The sequence below is a fragment of the Sphingomonas sp. AP28 genome (assembly GCF_056680455.1).
On the sequence record NZ_CM155283.1, the window covers coordinates 935498 to 953613 of the forward strand.

At 65.8% G+C, this 18116-nt stretch carries 13 protein-coding genes; 6 read left to right on the forward strand and 7 right to left on the reverse strand.

Going from position 1 to position 18116, the window contains the following annotated elements:
- Positions 1-334: 334 nt before the first annotated feature.
- On the forward strand, positions 335-3454 hold the full coding sequence (locus tag AC1MH0_RS04165; protein ID WP_480964835.1) for a PAS domain-containing protein: 3120 nt from the start codon (positions 335-337) through the stop codon (positions 3452-3454).
- Between the two features lie 184 nt (positions 3455-3638).
- On the opposite strand, the gene AC1MH0_RS04170 is transcribed toward AC1MH0_RS04165, so the two are convergent.
- Positions 3639-5234 carry an isocitrate lyase gene (locus AC1MH0_RS04170; protein ID WP_480964836.1) on the reverse strand — a complete coding sequence of 532 codons (1596 nt, stop codon included), beginning with the start codon at positions 5232-5234 and terminating at the stop codon, positions 3639-3641.
- A 257-nt stretch (positions 5235-5491) separates the two neighbouring features.
- Between AC1MH0_RS04170 and AC1MH0_RS04175 the strand changes: the two genes are divergently transcribed.
- The 5 genes from AC1MH0_RS04175 to AC1MH0_RS04195 all read left to right on the forward strand — a co-directional run bounded on the left by AC1MH0_RS04175 (position 5492) and on the right by AC1MH0_RS04195 (position 10387).
- On the forward strand, positions 5492-6073 hold the full coding sequence (locus AC1MH0_RS04175) for an SRPBCC family protein (protein ID WP_480964837.1): 582 nt from the start codon (positions 5492-5494) through the stop codon (positions 6071-6073).
- A 31-nt stretch (positions 6074-6104) separates the two neighbouring features.
- Positions 6105-7283 (forward strand): zinc-dependent alcohol dehydrogenase, encoded by a 1179-nt coding sequence (locus tag AC1MH0_RS04180; RefSeq protein ID WP_480964838.1) that lies wholly within the window; start codon positions 6105-6107, stop codon positions 7281-7283.
- 12 nt (positions 7284-7295) lie between these two features.
- Entirely contained in the window at positions 7296-8081 is a 786-nt protein-coding gene (locus AC1MH0_RS04185) for an SDR family NAD(P)-dependent oxidoreductase (RefSeq protein WP_480964839.1), read from the forward strand.
- A 27-nt stretch (positions 8082-8108) separates the two neighbouring features.
- A complete protein-coding gene (locus AC1MH0_RS04190; RefSeq protein ID WP_480964840.1) occupies positions 8109-8594 on the forward strand; it encodes a DUF4142 domain-containing protein in 486 nt (161 codons plus the stop codon).
- Between the two features lie 122 nt (positions 8595-8716).
- The gene (locus AC1MH0_RS04195; RefSeq protein WP_480964841.1) at positions 8717-10387 is read left to right on the forward strand and encodes a formate--tetrahydrofolate ligase; all 1671 of its coding nucleotides are present in this window, start codon (positions 8717-8719) and stop codon (positions 10385-10387) included.
- Positions 10388-10528: 141 nt separating this feature from the next.
- Here AC1MH0_RS04195 and AC1MH0_RS04200 read toward each other — a convergent pair whose 3' ends face one another.
- The 6 genes from AC1MH0_RS04200 to AC1MH0_RS04225 are packed head-to-tail and all read right to left on the reverse strand — an operon-like array spanning position 10529 to position 18113.
- A complete protein-coding gene (locus tag AC1MH0_RS04200) occupies positions 10529-12415 on the reverse strand; it encodes an XrtA/PEP-CTERM system amidotransferase (protein WP_480964842.1) in 1887 nt (628 codons plus the stop codon).
- Positions 12416-13891, reverse strand: a complete 1476-nt coding sequence (gene xrtA / locus AC1MH0_RS04205) for an exosortase A (RefSeq protein WP_480964843.1) — start codon at positions 13889-13891, stop codon at positions 12416-12418.
- Positions 13888-15162, reverse strand: a complete 1275-nt coding sequence (locus AC1MH0_RS04210; RefSeq protein WP_480964844.1) for a glycosyltransferase — start codon at positions 15160-15162, stop codon at positions 13888-13890. Before AC1MH0_RS04210 ends, xrtA begins: the two co-directional genes overlap by 4 nt.
- Positions 15159-16184, reverse strand: coding sequence for a FemAB family XrtA/PEP-CTERM system-associated protein (locus tag AC1MH0_RS04215; protein WP_480965673.1), 1026 nt, complete (start codon positions 16182-16184; stop codon positions 15159-15161). Before AC1MH0_RS04215 ends, AC1MH0_RS04210 begins: the two co-directional genes overlap by 4 nt.
- Positions 16185-16192: 8 nt before the next feature.
- Entirely contained in the window at positions 16193-17020 is an 828-nt protein-coding gene (locus tag AC1MH0_RS04220; protein ID WP_480964845.1) for an XrtA system polysaccharide deacetylase, read from the reverse strand.
- Between the two features lie 19 nt (positions 17021-17039).
- Complete coding sequence (locus tag AC1MH0_RS04225; RefSeq protein WP_480964846.1) at positions 17040-18113, reverse strand: ExeA family protein; 1074 nt, start codon at positions 18111-18113, stop codon at positions 17040-17042.
- Positions 18114-18116 lie beyond the last annotated feature (3 nt).

Consider the following 18116-nt stretch of genomic DNA (forward strand, 5'->3'; position numbering starts at 1 on the left):
CGCGCTGCCGAACGGCAGGGCGCCCTTCCTTGTTCTCCCGCGAAGGCGGGAGCCCAGTCTGGGTCCCCGCCTTCGCGGGGAAACATGCTTGGGTTCGAACGCTTTTTACTCGCCACCATCCCGGCTTACCGGCCACCACCCCGGCGAAGGCCGGGGCCCAGTTGGAAAGGTGGTCGTAACGAAGGGCAACGCTCCGTTAGCGACGTCCCCCAAATGGGCCCCGGCCTTCGCCGGGGTGGAGCTAAGTGGGTATGCCCGGATGGATGCGCGATCCGCCCCCTCCCCCACACCTCTAATCATTGACAGGCGTGCGCGCGATACTCACTAGTCCGGCATGACAACGCCTGACTCGTCGCGCACCATTTCCCTGCCCGCAGACCTCGGCAGCTACATCGACGAATTGACCGACGGAGGGCATGGCGACGCAGCCGCGATCGTCCGCACCGCGCTCCAGCAGATGCGCGACCGCGATGCCCTGCAAAAGCCCGCCGAAATCCTGATCGGCGGCGGCGAATGCGGGATGCTCGTCCGCCAGCGCGACTGGAGCGCGACCTCTCTCGGCCCTATCGACTCGTGGCCCGCCGAACTCCGCGTCACGCTCGCCAACATCCTCAACTCGCCCGTCGCCAAGGTCGTGATGTGGGGGCCCGAGCACATCATGCTCTACAACGACAGCTACCGCGCCGTCGCCGGCGACCGCCACCCGGCCGCGCTCGGCAGCCCGGTCGCGACCGCGTTCCCCGAGGTGTGGGACTGGAACCGCGCCGTCCTCGAAGCTGGCCTCCGCGGCGAGACCGTCGCCTACCGCGACCAGCCGATCCTGTTCCAGCGTCCCGAAGGCCCCGAAACGCTGACGCTCGATCTGTTCTACACGCCCGTCTACTGCGCCGGTGGCACTGTCGGCGGCGTCCTGTGCACGATGGTCGACAATAGCGGCCGCGTCGAAGCCGAGCACCGCCTCGCCGCCAGCGAAGCCGAACTCCGCCGCGTCACCGACGCCGTGCCGATGCTGATCTCGTACATAGACCGCGACCACGTCTACCGTCTCGCCAACGCGCAATATGACGAATGGCTCGGCGTCGCGCCGGAGTCGATGATCGGCAAACCCGTCCGCGAGGTACTCGGCGACGCGGTGTACCAGGATCGCCGCCCCTCGTTCGAGCGTGCGCTGGCCGGCGAGAGCTTCATCGCGCAGACCGTCTTCCCGCACCGCGACGGCCGTCCGCGCCGCTCCGAATTCCGCTATGTCCCGCATGTCCAGGCGGACGGTTCGGTCGCCGGTATCTACGTGCTCGGGATCGACGTCGAGGACCGGGCTGAACGCGAGGCCGCACTCGGCATCAGCAACGGCCGCTTCCGCACCGCGATGGACGCGGTCCACGGCGTGCTCTGGACCAACAGCCCGGATGGTCGGATGATCGGCGAGCAACCCGGCTGGGCGACGCTCACCGGCCAGTCGATCGACGAATACCAGAATTTCGGCTGGGCCGACGCGATCCACCCCGACGACGTCGCATCGACGATCAAGGCGTGGACCACCGCCGTCCTGAACAAGTCGATGTTCGTATTCGAACACCGCGTTCGCCGCCATTGCGGGGCATGGCGCACGTTCGCCGTACGCAGCCTGCCGATCCTCGATTCAGGCGGCGAAGTCATCGAATGGGTCGGCGTCCACACCGACATCACGCACCAGCGCGCCGCCGAGGCCGCGTTGCGCGAACAGGCCGAAGCGCTCGCCCGCCAGGTCCGCCACCGCGAGCGCGCCGAGGACCAGCTACGCCAGCTCAACGAGACGCTGGAGGCGCGCGTGATCGCCGAGATCGGCGAGCGCCGCGAGGCCGAAGCCAAGCTCGCGCAATCGCAGAAGATGGAGACCGTCGGCAAGCTCACCGGCGGCGTCGCGCACGACTTCAACAATCTTCTCCAGGTCGTCTCGGGCAATCTCCAGCTGCTCGGCAAGAACCTCGCCGGCAACGAGCGTGCGGAACGCTGGGTCGCCAACGCGATGGCCGGCGTCACGCGCGGGTCGAAGCTCGCCTCGCAGCTGCTCGCATTCGGACGTCGCCAGGCGCTGGAGCCGAAGGTCGTCAACGTCACACGGTTCGTGCGCGGCATGGACGACATGCTGCGCCGCGCGATCGGCGAAGGCGTCGAGATCGAGACCGTGGTCGGCGGTGGCCTCTGGAACACCTTCATCGACCCCGCGCAGATCGAGAACGCGCTGCTAAACCTCGCGATCAACGCGCGCGACGCGATGGATGGCCAAGGCAAACTCACCATCGAACTCGGCAACGCCCACCTCGACGACGCCTATGCGCGCAGCCACGAGGAGGTCGAAGCCGGGCAGTACGTCCTGCTAGCGGTGTCCGACACCGGCAGCGGCATGTCGCCCGAGATCATCGAGAAGGTGTTCGAGCCGTTCTTCTCGACCAAGAGCGAAGGCAAGGGGTCGGGCCTGGGCCTGTCGATGGTCTACGGCTTCGTCAAACAGTCCGGCGGCCATGTGAAGATCTATTCGGAGGTCGGCGAAGGCACCACGATCAAGCTCTATCTGCCGCGCGCGATGGAGAGCGAGGACGTCGAGGTCGTCGCCGATGCGGGGCCGATCTGCGGCGGCACGGAGACCGTGCTGGTGGTCGAGGACGACGACGAGGTCCGCACCACCGTCGTCGAACTGCTGACCGATCTCGGCTACAGCGTCCTGAAGTCGGTCGACGCGGCCAGCGCGCTCAACGTGGTCGAGAGCGGCGTGCCGATCGACATCCTGTTCACCGACGTGGTGATGCCCGGAACGCTGAAAAGCCCGGAACTCGCGCGCAAGGCGAAGGAGCGGCTGCCCAATCTCGTGGTGCTGTTCACATCGGGCTATACCGAGAACTCGATCGTGCACGGCGGCAAGCTCGATGCCGGCGTCGACCTGTTGTCGAAGCCGTATTCGCGCGAGGCGCTGGCACGGAAATTCCGCGAAGTGCTGGCCAATCGGCAGCGCGGCGACTCGCCTGCCGCCAAGGTCGCGCGCGATGCGCGGATCGAGGCGGATCGACGCTTGGACGCATCGGCGCGGCGCACCGTCCTGCTGGTCGAGGACGACGAGATGATCCGCGCGAACACTGCCGAGATGCTGCAAGGCAGTGGCTTCGTAGTGGTCGACGCGGCGAGCGCGGAGGACGCGATGACCGCGCTTCAGACCGTGCCGATCGACGCGCTGGTGACCGACATCAACTTGCCCGGCGTGTCGGGACCGGACTTCGCCCGCACTGCGCGCGCGCTGCGACCGGGTGTCGGGATCGTGTTCGCGAGCGGTGATACCGCGTCAGTTCAGGGCGATACGGATGCGATCATGCTGGAGAAGCCGTACGGGCTCGACGCGCTGACGGCGGCGGTGCTGGCATCGCTTGGCGAGACGGCGCTGGTGGAACCGCTCGCGGCGGACCGGGTGGACCCGGCGGAGTAAACCGGTCACAACCAAACGATCCTCCCCCGCCAAGGGAAGGATCGTCGGAAGAACTGCCTGTTTCAGCTAAAATTCCCGAAACTAGGCTCGCGCCACGGCAAAGCCGCGTCGTCGGACGGGGCTTTTGCCCCGCCGGCCGGGCCTGCCGCGGGGCCGCGCCGGAGCTTTCGCTCCGGCTTGGGCGTCAGGCCGCGAACTGGTTCATCGTGTTGTGCGCGCCGCCAGCCTTCAGAGCCGCCTCACCCGCGAAATACTCCTTGTGGTCATCGCCAAGATCCGAACCAGACATGTTCTGGTGCTTCACGCAGGCGATGCCCTCGCGGATTTCCTTGCGTTGAACGCCCTTCACATAACCGAGCATCCCCGCATCGCCGAAATACTCCTTGGCGAGGTTGTCGGTCGAGAGCGCCGCCGTGTGATACGTCGGCAGCGTGATCAAATGGTGGAAGATTCCCGCGCGCTTCGCTGAGTCCGCCTGGAAGGTGCGGATGCGTTCATCGGCTTCGTCGGCGAGCGTCGTGCCGTCGTAATCGACGCTCATGAGGCGCGCGCGGTCGTAGGCGGAGACGTCCTTGTCCTCGGCGGACCAGGCATCGAACACCTGCTGGCGGAAGTTCAACGTCCAGTTGAAGCTCGGCGAGTTGTTATAGACGAGCTTGGCGTTCGGAACGACCTCGCGGATGCGGTCGACCATGCCGGCGATCTGCTCGATGTGCGGCTTCTCGGTCTCGATCCACAGCAGGTCGGCGCCATTCTGTAGCGACGCGATGCAGTCCATCACGCAACGATCCTCGCCGGTCCCCGCGCGGAACTGGAACAGGTTCGACGGGAGGCGCTTCGGGCGGAGCAGCTTGCCGTCGCGGTTGAGGATGACGTCGCCGTTCTGCGCGGTCGCCGGATCGATCTCCTCGCAATCGAGGTACGAGTTGTACTGGTCGCCGAGGTCGCCCGCTGCCTTGCTGACCGCGATCTGCTTGGTAAGGCCGGCGCCGAGCGAGTCGGTGCGCGTGACGATGATGCCGTCCTCGATGCCGAGTTCGAGAAACGCGTAGCGGCAGGCGCGGACCTTCGCGAGGAAGTCCTCGTGCGGCACGGTGACCTTGCCGTCCTGATGCCCGCACTGCTTCTCGTCGCTGACCTGGTTCTCGATCTGGAGCGCACAGGCCCCCGCCTCGATCATCTTCCGCGCGAGCAGGTAGGTCGCCTCGGCATTGCCGAAGCCCGCATCGATGTCGGCGATGATCGGCACGACGTGCGTCTGGTGGTTTTCGATCGCGTTGAGCAGCCGCTGTTCCTCGATCGCGTTACCGGATGCGCGCGCGGCGTCGACGTCGCGGAACATCATGCCGAGTTCGCGTGCATCGGCTTGGCGGAGGAAGGTGTAGAGTTCCTCGATCAGCGCGGGGACGGTGGTCTTCTCATGCATCGACTGGTCGGGCAACGGGCCGAACTCGCTGCGCATCGCCGCGACCATCCAGCCCGACAGGTACAAATACCGGCGGTCGGTGGTGCCGAAATGCTTCTTGATGCTGATCATCTTCTGCTGCGCGATGAACCCATGCCAGCAGCCCAGCGACTGTGTGTAGTGCGCCGGGTCCGCGTCATAGGCTGCCATGTCCTTGCGCATGATCGCTGCGGTATAGCGCGCGACGTCGAGGCCCGTGGTGAACCGGTTCTGCAACCGCATCCGCGCGACGGACTCTGGTGAGATCGCGTCCCACGTGCCGTTTTGGTAAGCGATGAGGTTGGTCAACTGGGCGATGTGCGTCTGGTAGGTCACGGGCGATCCTCGTCTGCTGCGATGATCGACGTGTAGGTATGTTTACATCTCTCAGCGGCCAAAACCCCCCAAGATTGGCGTGCGCGTGTAACGAACGCCGCTTCCCGAATGTGACGATGTAAACTTCGTGACACTGGGTGGATTTCGCCCGGGGCCGAATGTCCTGATCGATATCAAGTCTTGCAAGTTCAAGACCAAGGCAGCGGAACATAGGTCTTCGGACACTGTTGGAAGGACTTCGCAGCCAGGAGACGGTGATGACTGAAAGCGATCCCAGAGATGATGCTCCACTAAGCACGTCCAAGCGAAGCGACGCCGTAGCGGACGCTACGCAGGACCTTGCGGACGGCAAGGGCAGCAGCATCGTTGCCCGTGCGGTTACGATCAATCGCCCGGTCGCCGAACTGTTCGCCTATTTCCGCGACTTCGCAAACCTTCCCACCTTCATGGAGAATGTCGAGCGTATCGACGTCCTCGACCAGCGCCGCTCGCATTGGGTGGTCAAGGGTCCAGCGGGAAAGTCCTATGAATGGATGTCGGCGATTACCGACGAAGCGCAGGACAACTTCATCGCATGGTCGTCGGAGGACGGCGCCGATGTGCCTAACAGCGGCCGCGTCGAGTTCCGCGATGCGGGCGCGCGCGGCACGGTGGTCGTCGCGACCATCCTGTACGATCCGCCGGGTGGCGTGATCGGCAAGCTGATCGCCAAAATGTTCCAGCGCGAACCTGCGATTCAGGCCCGTCGGGACCTGCGCCGCTTCAAGCAACTCATGGAAACCGGCGAGATCGCTACCTCCGCGATGAACCGCAGGCAGCATGAAGAGGAGATGGCCTGATGCGCGCGATTCTTATTGAGGAGCGACGCTGATGCGCGCTTTGGCATGGCACGGTAAGCACGACGTCCGCGTCGATACGGTCGACGATCCCGAAATCGTCAACCAGCGCGATTGCATCATCAAGGTCACCGCGACCGCGATCTGCGGTTCCGACCTGCATCTGTACGACGGCTATATCCCGACGATGCAGGCTGGCGACATCCTCGGCCACGAATTCATGGGCGAAGTCGTCGAGGTCGGCACGAAGTCGACGCTGAAGAAGGGCCAGAAGGTCGTCGTCCCGTTCACGATCGCCTGCGGCAGCTGTTATCATTGCGGTAAGCATCAGTATTCGGCGTGTGACAACGGCCTGCCCGCCGACAACCAGGATATCGCGCAGGAAATCTATGGCCAGCCCATGTCCGGGTTGTTCGGCTATAGCCACATGACTGGCGGCTATGCCGGCGGACAGGCGGAATATGTCCGCGTGCCGTTCAGCGACGTTGGCCCGATCGTCATCCCCGACGGTGTCGACGACGAGAAGGTGCTGTTCCTCTCCGACATCCTGCCGACCGGCTGGATGGCGGCGGAGAACGCGCAGATCGAACCCGGCGACACGGTCGCGGTCTGGGGCTGCGGTCCGGTCGGGCTGTTCGCGGTGCAGTCGGCGTTCCTCATGGGTGCCGAGCGCGTGATCGCAATCGACCACTTCCCCCACCGCCTAGACCTCGCGAAGAAGTTCGGCGCCGAGACGATCAACTACGAGCAGTCGGCAGTATACGAAGCGTTGATGGTCATGACCGGCGGGATCGGCCCCGACGCGGTGATCGACAGCGTCGGCTTGGAGGCACACGGCTTCTTCATCGACAACGTCGTCGACCAGATCAAGGCCTCGACCTTCCTCGGGACCGATCGCGCACACTCGATCCGGCAGGCTATCATCGCCTGCCGCAAGGGCGGTCGCGTGTCGATGCCGGCGGTCTATGGCGGGTTCATCGACAAGTTCCCCCTCGGTGCGCTGATGGAAAAGGGGCTGACGCTCAAGACCGGCCAGACGCACGTCCAGCACTACATGCCTGCGCTGCTCAACGCGATCATGGAGGGCAAGATCGACACCACCTTCCTGATCTCGCACCGCATGGATCTGGAGGACGCGCCCAAGGGCTACGACATGTTCAAGAACAACCAGAACGAAGTGACGAAGGTCGTGCTCAAGCCCGGCTTCAACTGAGGATGACTGACAATGGCTGATAAATTCGCAATTATCACCGGCGCGTCGACCGGTATCGGTTTCGAGCTGGCGACCCTGGCGGCGAAGGATGGCTACGACATTCTCGTCGTGGCGGACGAACCCCTGATCGACGCCGCCGCGCAAGACTTCAAGCAGTTCGGCACCGATGTTCAGTCGCTCCAGGCCGACCTGTCGACGATCGACGGCGTCGACGAGTTGCTTGCGGCCACGAACGGCCGGACGATCGACTTGGTCTGCGCAAACGCAGGGCGTGGGCTCGGCAAGGCGTTCCTCGATCAGGATCTGGCGGAGTGGCGCAAGGTCGTCGACACCAACGTCGTCGGCACGGCGTATCTGTTGCAAAAGGTGCTGCCGCCGATGGTCGCGCGCAACACCGGCAAGGTGCTCGTGACCGGGTCGATCGCAGGCTACATCCCCGGCGCGTTCCAGGCGGTGTATAACGGCACGAAGAGCTTCGTCGACAGCTTCGTCGCCGCGATCCAGAACGAGATCAAGGATGCGGACGGCGTCACGCTGACCAACCTGATGCCCGGCCCGGTCGATACCGAATTCTTCGACCGCGCGCACATGCTCGACACCGACGTCGGCAGCGATCCCAAGAAGAGCGATCCGGCGGACGTCGCCAAGGACGGCTGGGACGCGCTGATGTCCGGCAAGGCCTCGGTCGTGTCGGGCTGGAAGAACAAGGTCCAGTCGGCGATCGCCAACGTCACGCCCAACGCCGTGCTCGCCGAGATGCACCGCAAGATGGCTGAGCCCGGTACCGCGAACGATTGACCGAAAGCCTCAACAGGAGAGAACACCATGACACGATTTCTGACTGCCGCCGCGCTGATCGCGCTGCCGATCGCCGCCGTCTCCGCACAGGCGCCGATGCCCGCCTCGACGTATGTGATGAAGGCCGGCGCCGGCGACCTGTACGAGAAGACGTCGAGCCAGATCCTGCTCGAGACGACCACCAATCCGAAGCTCAAGAGCTTCGCGCAGATGATGATCACCGATCACACCAAGAGCACCGAGGACGTGAAGGCCGCGGCGATGGCGGCGCATGTGAAGGTCGCACCACCCAAGCTCGATCCGATGGGCGCGAAGAACGTCGCGGCACTTCGCGCGGCAAAGGGCACGGCGCGCGATCGGCTGTACGTGACGCAGCAGAAGGCGGCGCATGCCAAGGCGCTGACGTTGCAGCAGGGCTATGCCGACAAGGGCACCGTGGCGGACCTGAAGACTGTCGCAGCCGGAATCGTGCCAGTCGTCCAGACGCACATCACCGAACTGCAGACGATGTAATCATACGGCGTCCTTCCGACGGCGGATTACAGACGGCGCTCGCTTCACAAAGCGGGCGCCGTTCTGCATTCGGGACTCCTAATCGTCTGGAAAGCCGTTCCCGGCCCCGCTAGGTCAGCGCCATGGAAACCGATATCGCCATCGCCCGCAGCGTCGCACTGCACCCTATCGCCGCCATCGCCGAGAGCCTGCAGATTCCCGACGACGCGATCGAGCCTTACGGCCGGTACAAGGCGAAGATCTCGCTCGAATGGCTGAACGCGCGCAAGTCTTCGCCCAACGGCAAGCTCATCCTCGTCACCGCGATCAATCCGACCCCGGCAGGCGAAGGCAAGACCACGACCTCGATCGGGCTCGCGGATGCGCTCCGCCATACCGGGCGCAAGGCCGTGCTCGCCCTGCGCGAACCCTCGCTCGGCCCGTGCTTCGGGACCAAGGGTGGCGCAACCGGTGGCGGTCGTGCGCAGGTCGCGCCGATGGAGGACATCAACCTCCACTTCACCGGCGATTTCCACGCGATAACCGCGGCGCATAATTTGCTCGCGGCGATGATCGACAATCACATCCACTGGGGCAACTTACTCCAGATCGACGTCCGCCGCGTGGTCTGGCGGCGCGTGCTCGACATGAACGACCGCGCGCTGCGCGATATCGTCCAGTCTATCGGTGGCGTCGCCAACGGCTATCCGCGCGAATCGGGCTTCGACATTACGGTCGCGTCGGAGGTGATGGCGATCCTGTGCCTCGCCGACGGGCTCGCGGACATGGAGCGGCGGCTGGGCGATATCGTCGTGGCGTATACCCGCGACCGCAAACCGATCACCGCGCGCGACCTGAAGGCGGACGGCGCGATGGCGGTGCTGCTGGCGGAGGCGATCAAGCCGAACCTCGTCCAGTCGCTGGAGGGGACGCCGGCGTTCCTGCACGGCGGGCCGTTCGCCAACATCGCGCATGGCTGCAACTCGGTGATCGCGACGCGGGCAGCGCTCTCGCTCGGCGACTACGTGGTGACCGAGGCGGGCTTCGGCGCGGATCTCGGCGCGGAAAAGTTCTTCGACATCAAATGCCGCCAGGCTGGCCTTGCCCCCGACGCGGTCGTGATCGTCGCGACCGCGCGGGCGCTGAAGATGAACGGTGGCGTCGCCAAGGCCGACCTGGCACGCGAAGACGTCGACGCGGTCCGTCGCGGCGCGGTCAATCTGGTCCGGCATATCGAGAACATCCGCCAGTTCGGCGTGCCCGCGGTCGTCGCGATCAATCATTTCTACACCGACAGCGATGCGGAGATCGCCGCGATCGTCGAGGCCGCCGCGCACCACGGCTCGCGCGCGATCCTGTGTCGCCATTGGGCCGAGGGTGGCGCCGGTGCGGTCGAGTTGGCCGATGCGGTCGCCGAACTTTGCGACGCGCACGGGGGCGGGTTCGCGCCGATCTATGGCGACGAACTGTCGCTGTTCGACAAGATCGATACCGTCGCCCGCCGCATCTACCGCGCCGAGCATGCTGTCGCAGAACCGAGCGTCCTCGTGCAGTTGAAGCGCTGGGAGGATGCCGGATACGGTCACCTGCCCGTCTGCCTCGCCAAGACGCAGTACAGCTTCTCGACCGACCCTGCCCTGCTCGGTGCGCCGACCGGGCACATCGTGCCAGTGCGTGAAGTCCGCCTCGCCGCCGGTGCCGGGTTCGTCGTCGCGATCTGCGGAGAGATCATGACCATGCCGGGCCTGCCGCGCGTGCCGGCAGCGGAAGCGATCCGGTTGAACGACGACGGGCTGATCGAAGGGTTGTTCTAAACCCCTAATCCTCCCCCGCCAGGGGGAGGTGGCTGGCACTCGCCAGACGGAGGGGGAGGTACGCGAAACGCTGGTTCGGTGTCCTCCCCCTCCGTCACCTTCGGTGCCACCTCCCCCTGGCGGGGGAGGATTCGCGCCGTCCTACCCGAACATCCGCTTCATCGACCGCTCGAGCATCACGAACTGCCACAACGTCCGACCATGCTCAGCACGCCCCATGCGGTGCTCGTCCGCGATCCGCGCGAGCGTCGCCATGTCGAACCACCCCGTCTCGCCGAGCGTGCGCGACTTGGCGAGCGCCGACGCTTCCCCCGCCAGCGCGCCACGGAACCACGCGCTGATCGGCGTCACGAAGCCCATCTTCTGGCGATAGAGGATGTCGCGCGGCAGATACGGCTCCATCGCCTTCTTCATCAGCCATTTTCCCTCGCCGCGCCGCAACCGCATGGTCACCGGCAGCGTCGCGCAAAATTCGATCAGGCGGTGGTCGAGCAACGGTTCGCGCGCTTCGAGGCCGACCGCCATGCTTGTGCGGTCGACCTTGGTCAGGATGTCGCCGGGCAGCCAATGCTTGATGTCGGCATATTGCGCGCGGTCGATCGCGTCGCGCGCGGGCGCGTTCGCCATCGTCGCGACATAGCGATCCTCGGCGCGGTACCCACCGAGCTTCGCGCGAGCGCCCGCGTTGAACAGCTGCGCGCGAAGTTCGGGCGTAGTGACGCCGACCGAGCGCGCATAGGCCTCGCCGCCGCCTTGCGCGAGCGCGAGCAGCGTCGACTTCGCGCGGAGCGGCCGCGGCGCCCAGTCGGCCTTCGGATACCAGCGGCCGAGCGTCCCGAAGACGTCGGCGCGGAGATGCGACGGCAGCAAGCCGCGGACGCGCTCCTCGACCGACTGGAACTTGTAGCGACGGTATCCGGCGAGCGCTTCATCCGCACCGTCTCCAGACAGCGCGACGGTCACGCTCTCGCGAGCGAGCGCGCAGACCTGATAGGTGGCGAGCGCGGACGCATCGGCGAAGGGCTCGTCGAAGCTAGCGACCAGCGTATCGATCAGCCCGAAATCGCCTGACTGGACGACGCGCTCGCGGTGATCGGTGGCGAAGCGGCGCGCGACGGTGTCGGCATAGCTTCGCTCGTCATGCCCGGCCTCGTCGAACCCGATCGTGCAGGTGCGGACCGCCTTCGGGCTCGCCTCCGCCATCAGCGCGACGACCGCTGAGCTGTCCACCCCGCCCGACAGGAACGCACCCAGCGGCACGTCGGCGACCATCCGCGACCGCACGCCGGCGCGCATCCGGTCGACCAGTTCCTCGCCCAGCGCCTTGGCAGAGCCGGTCGCGCGATTCGAGAAGTCGACGTCCCACCATTTGCGCGGCTGCGGGACCGACTTGCCGCGCTCGACCAGCAGGAAGTGCCCGGCCGCAAGCTTCTTTACGCCCGCGACCATGCAGGCATCATCGGGGACATACCCGAATGCAAGATAATCCTCGACCGCGCCCAGATCGGGTACGCGGCGGAGTTGTGGATGCGCGATCAGACCCTTCAGTTCGGACGCGAATGCCAGCGATCCGTCGGCCAGCTCGACATAATGGAGCGGCTTCACGCCCATCCGGTCGCGCGCGAGGAACAGCGTGTGCGCGGCGGTGTCATGGATCGCAAAGGCGAACATGCCGTTCAGCCGATCGAGCATCGACGGCCCCCAGGCGCGCCACGCGTGCAACAGGACTTCGGTGTCGCCGGACGTCCGGAAGATTGCGCCCTTGGCAGTCAATTCGTCGCGCAGTTCGGCGAAGTTATAGACCTCGCCATTATACGTGATCGTCAGCGAGCCATCGGACATCGGCTGCGGCGAGCCTTCGAGGTCGATGATCGACAGGCGGCGATGGCCGAGACCGACGCCCGGCGCGGTCCAGATGCCGTCGCCGTCCGGGCCGCGATGCGACAGCGCCGCGATCATCGCGTGGACGCGGTTCGGGTCGACCGGCTTCGGGGTACCGGGGTGGAATATCCCGGCGATGCCGCACATCTAGCGCATCCCCGCGGCGTGATCGGCGATCGGCGCGATCGGTCCGAGCGCGGCCAGGAAGCGCGCGATCGGGCGTGGATCGGCGCCCTCGACCGACAGGTGGATCGCCACCGCGCGTTGCGGCCCCCCGAGCAACCGCGCCTTCATCGTCTCGATCTTCACCAGCGTTTCGTCCTGCGTGGTCGTGTCGCCGACCCGGTACCACGTCGCGACGATCCGCTCTACGGGTCCGGGCGCCGTGATCCGCATGACGCTTCCCCCTGCAATATCGGGCAGGTCGGCGACGCGGACCCAGCGATCTTCCTCGCGCAGCACGCCGGTCCCGTAGGCGATCAGTTCCTTGCCCTCGTGCTGGCTGCCGAACACCGCGATGCTCATGTCGACCTGCGCACCGGTCGCGTCGGCGTAGCGGCCGAACAGATAATGGTCCGCGCCTGGGTAAGAGGGCGTCCACGGCGCGTGCGTACTGACGGGCACGCGGTGCCAGCCGGCGATCTCGGGAAGGTCGATATGCGAGGGGAGTGGCTGCGCGCGGCTGGCGACTGCCGCGCTCCACGCTGGGAACACTGCAACCGCGGCTAAGACTAACGCCGTCGCAATGGCTAGATCGGTCCGGTTGCGTGGTGTGGCCTGAAGCTTCACCGGATCGAACGCGGGGTCGTCCGGCGCACGGTCGAACCAGCGCCAGCCGATCGCCAGCACGCTCGCCATGACCAGCGCGAAGAACACCCAGCCATAGACGATATGATCGATCCCGGTCGCCGCCTCGACCGAAGTCAGATCCGCCGCCCAGATCGTGCCGAACGCACGAAAGCCATTGGCGATGACGGGGACGACGACCGACACGACGAGGAAAACCGCGCGGCGCCTCCACGACACGAAGCAGAGATTGGCGACGAGCACCCCGAACGCGACCATCGCGATGACGAACTTGGCGCCCGAACAGGCCTCGGCGACCTCGAAGTAATAGCGCCCGGCATGGATCAGCACGCCGTCGACCACCGCGGGTACGCCGACGAGGTGGAGCAACGGCATGACGATCGCGACCGTGACGGTTTGGAGCGGCGGTTCGAGACCCTCGCCGAACGGCACGAGGAAGAACGCGTAGGAGAGCGGGAAGAGCAACCCTCGCGCGACGTTGGGGCCGAGGATCGTCACGACCGCGCCTTGCAGCATCATGACGAGCCCGAGTTGGCGCGCGAACCCGACCGAAGCGGCGTCTCCCATCAGCCAGCCGAACCCGCCGATCGCGACGAGTGCTAGGCCGGGCCACCAACCGGTCGGGGTCAGTTGCGCGAGCTCGGCACGGCGTTGCCAGACGAGCCATGCGATCACCGGGCCGATGAAGAGGCAGTGGCCGAAGGTGGTGCTGGTCCACCAGATATGCGCGAGATCGGCGACATCGCTTCGGAACGTCAGGAGTATCAGCGCCGCGACGACCGCGAGCGCGATGCCGTGACGACGCCATGCGGTCATGCCGGGAGGCCGAGCAGCGCGTCCAACGGCGCGAGGCGGGCGTCCCAGCCATAGCGGCGGATGACTTGCGCGCGGGCGGACTGGCCGAGCGTTGCAGCGGCGTCTGGCGCTTCGAGCAGTTCGCAGATACGTTCCGCAAATTCCTGCGCGGTCGCGGCAATCCGGATCGTGCCGGCATGATCGATGCCTTCGGCAGCGGCCGTCGAGGCGACGACGGGGCGCGCCATCGCCATCGCTTCGAGCACCTTGTTCTGGATGCCGCGGGCGAGTTTCAGCGGGGCGACGCAGACGTCCGCGGCGGCGAGCCAGCCTCGGACGTCGTCGACCGCGCCAGTGACGGTGACGTGATCGCTCGCGAGCGCCTGAACGGCGGCGCTCGGCGCACGGCCGACGATCGCAAAGTGGGTGGGATAGCGTTGGCGCACGAGCGGGAGGATGTCGCGTGCGAACCAGATGACGGCGTCAATGTTGGGCCGGTAGTCCATCTGGCCGGTGAAGACGATCAACGCTTCTGCCCCCCTCCCTGGAAGGGAGGGGTTGGGGGTGGGTTGGCCCGCTTGTGTCCCGACCGGTTGCGTCTGCGGAAGCCGACCCACCCCCGGCCCCTCCCTTTCAGGGAGGGGGGAAGATTGGCGGGCAAAGTTGGCTGCCGGATCGAACTTCGCTGAATCGATGCCGTTCTCAATCGCAGTGATCCGTCCGGTTGCACCACCGTCTCGAAACAGCGCAGCTTCGGCTTCGCTGACGAACAGGCTTGCCGACGCTCTGCCCGCCACCTCGCGCTCGAACGCCCCAAGCAGCCGAGCCTCGCGGCGCATCATCCACCGCATCGGCCCCGATGCGTCGTCGGCAAAACCAGCGAACTTGGCCGAATCGACGTCGACAAAATCCATCACGACCGGCGGACCGCCAACCGGCAGATACTGCGCCATCTGGCCGGAGAAGCAGTAGACCCCGCTAACCTCGGGCAAGACGCGATCGACTGCGTCCTGCATCGCCGCGCTCGCAAAGGCGGTCAACGAGACCGGCTTACCGGCTACGAGTGCTTCGACCGCCGCACGTTTCTGCGACTTCTCGCGCAACAGGATCGTGTAGCTTGCCAGCATATCCGTGAACATCGCAGGCGGATCGAAGTCGGCTTCGTCGTCAGCGAACGCCACCAGATGCACCGGCGTTCGCTTCGCCAGATACTGGAGAATGTGGAAGCTGCGGATCTTGTCGCCGCGATCGGGCGGAAAGGGGATGCGGTGCGCGAGGAAGAGCAGGCTCACCCCAGGCCTCGGGAAATCCACGGTCCTGCTGCGTTGGCCGCCCAGAGCGGTAGCTTCTTCCACGTCCGCACCATCAGCGCGTATTTCGGGTTCAGCGGGTTCACCTCGCGCGCTGGCCCGTTGCTGCGCTTGGCATAGAGCCGCGGTTCGGGCGTAAATCCCCAGTTCTTCTTGAACGCCGCCGCCCCCGTACCGGTCTTCGAACGTCCGAAATCGAACCGCGTGCAACCGCGCGCGCGCGCATGCGCCATCAGCGCGAAATACATCCGGTCGTTGGCGCGCAATCCTCGCGCCGCGTCGGTCCCGCCGCCCCAATAGGGATAGACCGTGCCGCGGAAATACAGGCTCAGGACGCTGGTTACCGCACGACCTTTGTGTCGAACGGTAAGAATATCGGCATCCATCACACTCGTAACGCTGCGGAAAAGCTTGGCGGGAAAGACCGGTGTGCCGAGGTTGCGAACCGACTCCGCGTAAACCCGGTAATGCTCGGCGAGCAGTTTCCGGTCGTTGCCGATCACGATCTCAAGGTCGAAGCCGAGCGCACGGCGGACTTCGGCGCGCTGCTTCCGGGGGATCGCGAGCAGTTCCGCATCGTCATCCGCAGCCAGGTCGCGAACGAAGCCGAGATAGCTGGTGTCGTCGCTATCCCAGCCGCTTGGCGCAGGACCGCCGCGTAACTCGACCGAGGGGCAGCCGGCCCGCAGCGCAAGGTTCCAAGCCGCCGCCGACAGCGGTTCGACCGCACCTCCAAGAACGCCGCCATCGACACCGAACCCGGTCGACACCAACGCGCGCCCGAACAGTGGCGAGCGCATCTCGGTCAACGGCAGCACACCGTCGATCGCGCCTTCGCTCTCCGAAACCAGATAATGCGCGCGCTGGCCGCAACCGTCCTGCACCGCGACGCTCCACGCTGGCAGATGGAACGGCGTGGCACCATCGCTAGCCTCAACGAACGCCGTGATCCGCGCGCACTCGACCGTATCGCGAAGGTCGACTTCGCGAACGCCGACAGGCATCGGCGCAGTCACGCCAGTCGCGCCGCTTCGCGCGCGACGACCGTATCGACGCGGCCCCAATCGTGCCGGCCAAGCAGTCCGCGCAACTTGCCGGCCATCGCCCCGAGCCGCGAATAATGGCGGATCTTCGACCGCATCGGTGCCTCGTCGACTCGAGGCTGCGACGGGTCGATCTCCCACGGGTGAAAGTAGAACATCGCCGGTCGGTCTTCGCGATTGACCTGGCGCACCGCGAGATCAGTGATCGCCGCCGGAAGCAGCCGAAAGAATCCGCCGCCGGTCGCCAGCTTGCGCTCGCCGAACTTGGCGACCGTCACCGGGACCTCGATCAGGGCGCTGTCGGCGAGCGGCTTGAACCCGTAGCGCGGCGCATCGAGCCAGCCGTAATGGTCGTGCTTCACCGGCGCGACGCTAGAGGAATAGGCATAGCCCGCCTCGGCAAGTTCGACGTGCGCCCAAGGCGTCCGCTGGTCGATCGAGAAGCTCGGCGCGCGATACCCCGTAACCTTCGTCCCCGCCGCATCCTCGATCGCCGTCCGAGCACGTGTGAGGTCGGCGCGAAACACGTCCGGCGTCATCGTGAAGACACGCTGATGATCCCAGCCATGGCTGGCGATCTCGTGCCCCGCATTGACGATTCGCCGAATCAGCGCCGGATAGCGATGCGCGACCCAGCCTAAAGTGAAGAACGTTGCCTTCGTATCGCGCTCGGCGAACAGCGCGAGGACGGCGTCGGTGTTGGCCTCGACGCGCGGCTGGAGCGTGTCCCAGTCGGCCTTGTCGATCACCTTCTCGAACGCGCCGACCTGGAACCAGTCCTCAACATCGACGGACATGCCATTGAGAACAGGCATTTCAGGCAGCATCGTGCCAGGCGGCCACACCGCGGATCGGCGCGTATTCCGGCTTGGTATCGTCGCCCTCGACCCAGTCGACCAGCAGCGTCAGCACGCGACGTAGCGCCTTGTCCTGCATGTCCACCCGCGCCTCGAGTTCAGCGAGCCGCTCCTCGACCGCAGGATCGGTGCTCGGCGTGTCAGCATGCGGCGTGAACATAGGTTCGCGCGGTTCGTGCGCGTCATGCGCACCTTTTCCCCGGTCCTGCGCGATCATTGGCAGGTCGCCCTCAAGGTCACGTTGCACCGCCTGCACCGTATCGCCGTCGATCACCGTGAGGTCGTCGATCGCCGCGTGAAGCATCACGCGCCCGGCAAGCTGGTTCAGGCGACGCGGCACACCGGCCGACCCGGTGAAGAACGCCGCGAAGGCGTCCTCGGTAAAATCGGGGTTCCCCGTCCAGCCGACCACCGTCAGGCGGTGCGCGAGATAGTCGGAGACCTCATGCTCCTCCATCGGCTCGAGATGGTGGATCGCGATCACGCGCTGGCGGAGCTGTTCGAGACGCTCCGAGCCGTGGAGCCGGTCGCGGAACTCGGGCTGGCCGAGCAGGACGATCTGCAGCAGCGCGTGGCCGCCGGCCTGGAAGTTCGACAGCATCCGCAGTTCTTCGAGCGCATCGACGGGCAAGGCCTGCGCCTCGTCGACGATCAGCAGCGTCCGCTTTCCCGTTCGCGCGACCGCGTGCAGCCCGCGCTCGATCGCGGTCAGCAGTTCGGCCTTGCTCAGGCCGGCGGGATCGACTTGGAGGTCGGTGGCGACGATCCGCAGCAGGTCGTCCGCCTCGATCGCGGTCGAGACCAGCTTGATCGCGTTGAGGCGCTGAAGGTCGGTCGTGTCCATCAAATGACCGACGAGCGTCGTCTTGCCCGCGCCGATATCGCCGGTGATGACGATGAAGCCCTCGCCCTGCGCCAGACCATAGCCGAGATACGCCATCGCCTTGCGGTGGGTGGCGGTCTCGAACCAGAATTTGGGATCGGGGGTGAGCTGGAAAGGCCGACCCGTCAGTCCATAATGTTGATCGTACATAAG

Excerpts from the sequence above, each read along its gene's own strand:
- AC1MH0_RS04200 (WP_480964842.1), bottom strand. The coding sequence starts at position 12,415 with ATGTGCGGCATCGCCGGGATATTCCACCCCGGTACCCCGAAGCCGGTC.
- xrtA (WP_480964843.1), bottom strand. The coding sequence starts at position 13,891 with ATGACCGCATGGCGTCGTCACGGCATCGCGCTCGCGGTCGTCGCGGCG.
- AC1MH0_RS04165 (WP_480964835.1), top strand. The coding sequence starts at position 335 with ATGACAACGCCTGACTCGTCGCGCACCATTTCCCTGCCCGCAGACCTC.
- AC1MH0_RS04220 (WP_480964845.1), bottom strand. The coding sequence starts at position 17,020 with ATGTCCGTCGATGTTGAGGACTGGTTCCAGGTCGGCGCGTTCGAGAAG.
- AC1MH0_RS04185 (WP_480964839.1), top strand. The coding sequence starts at position 7,296 with ATGGCTGATAAATTCGCAATTATCACCGGCGCGTCGACCGGTATCGGT.
- AC1MH0_RS04190 (WP_480964840.1), top strand. The coding sequence starts at position 8,109 with ATGACACGATTTCTGACTGCCGCCGCGCTGATCGCGCTGCCGATCGCC.
- AC1MH0_RS04225 (WP_480964846.1), bottom strand. The coding sequence starts at position 18,113 with ATGTACGATCAACATTATGGACTGACGGGTCGGCCTTTCCAGCTCACC.
- AC1MH0_RS04175 (WP_480964837.1), top strand. The coding sequence starts at position 5,492 with ATGACTGAAAGCGATCCCAGAGATGATGCTCCACTAAGCACGTCCAAG.
- AC1MH0_RS04215 (WP_480965673.1), bottom strand. The coding sequence starts at position 16,184 with ATGCCTGTCGGCGTTCGCGAAGTCGACCTTCGCGATACGGTCGAGTGC.
- AC1MH0_RS04195 (WP_480964841.1), top strand. The coding sequence starts at position 8,717 with ATGGAAACCGATATCGCCATCGCCCGCAGCGTCGCACTGCACCCTATC.
- AC1MH0_RS04180 (WP_480964838.1), top strand. The coding sequence starts at position 6,105 with ATGCGCGCTTTGGCATGGCACGGTAAGCACGACGTCCGCGTCGATACG.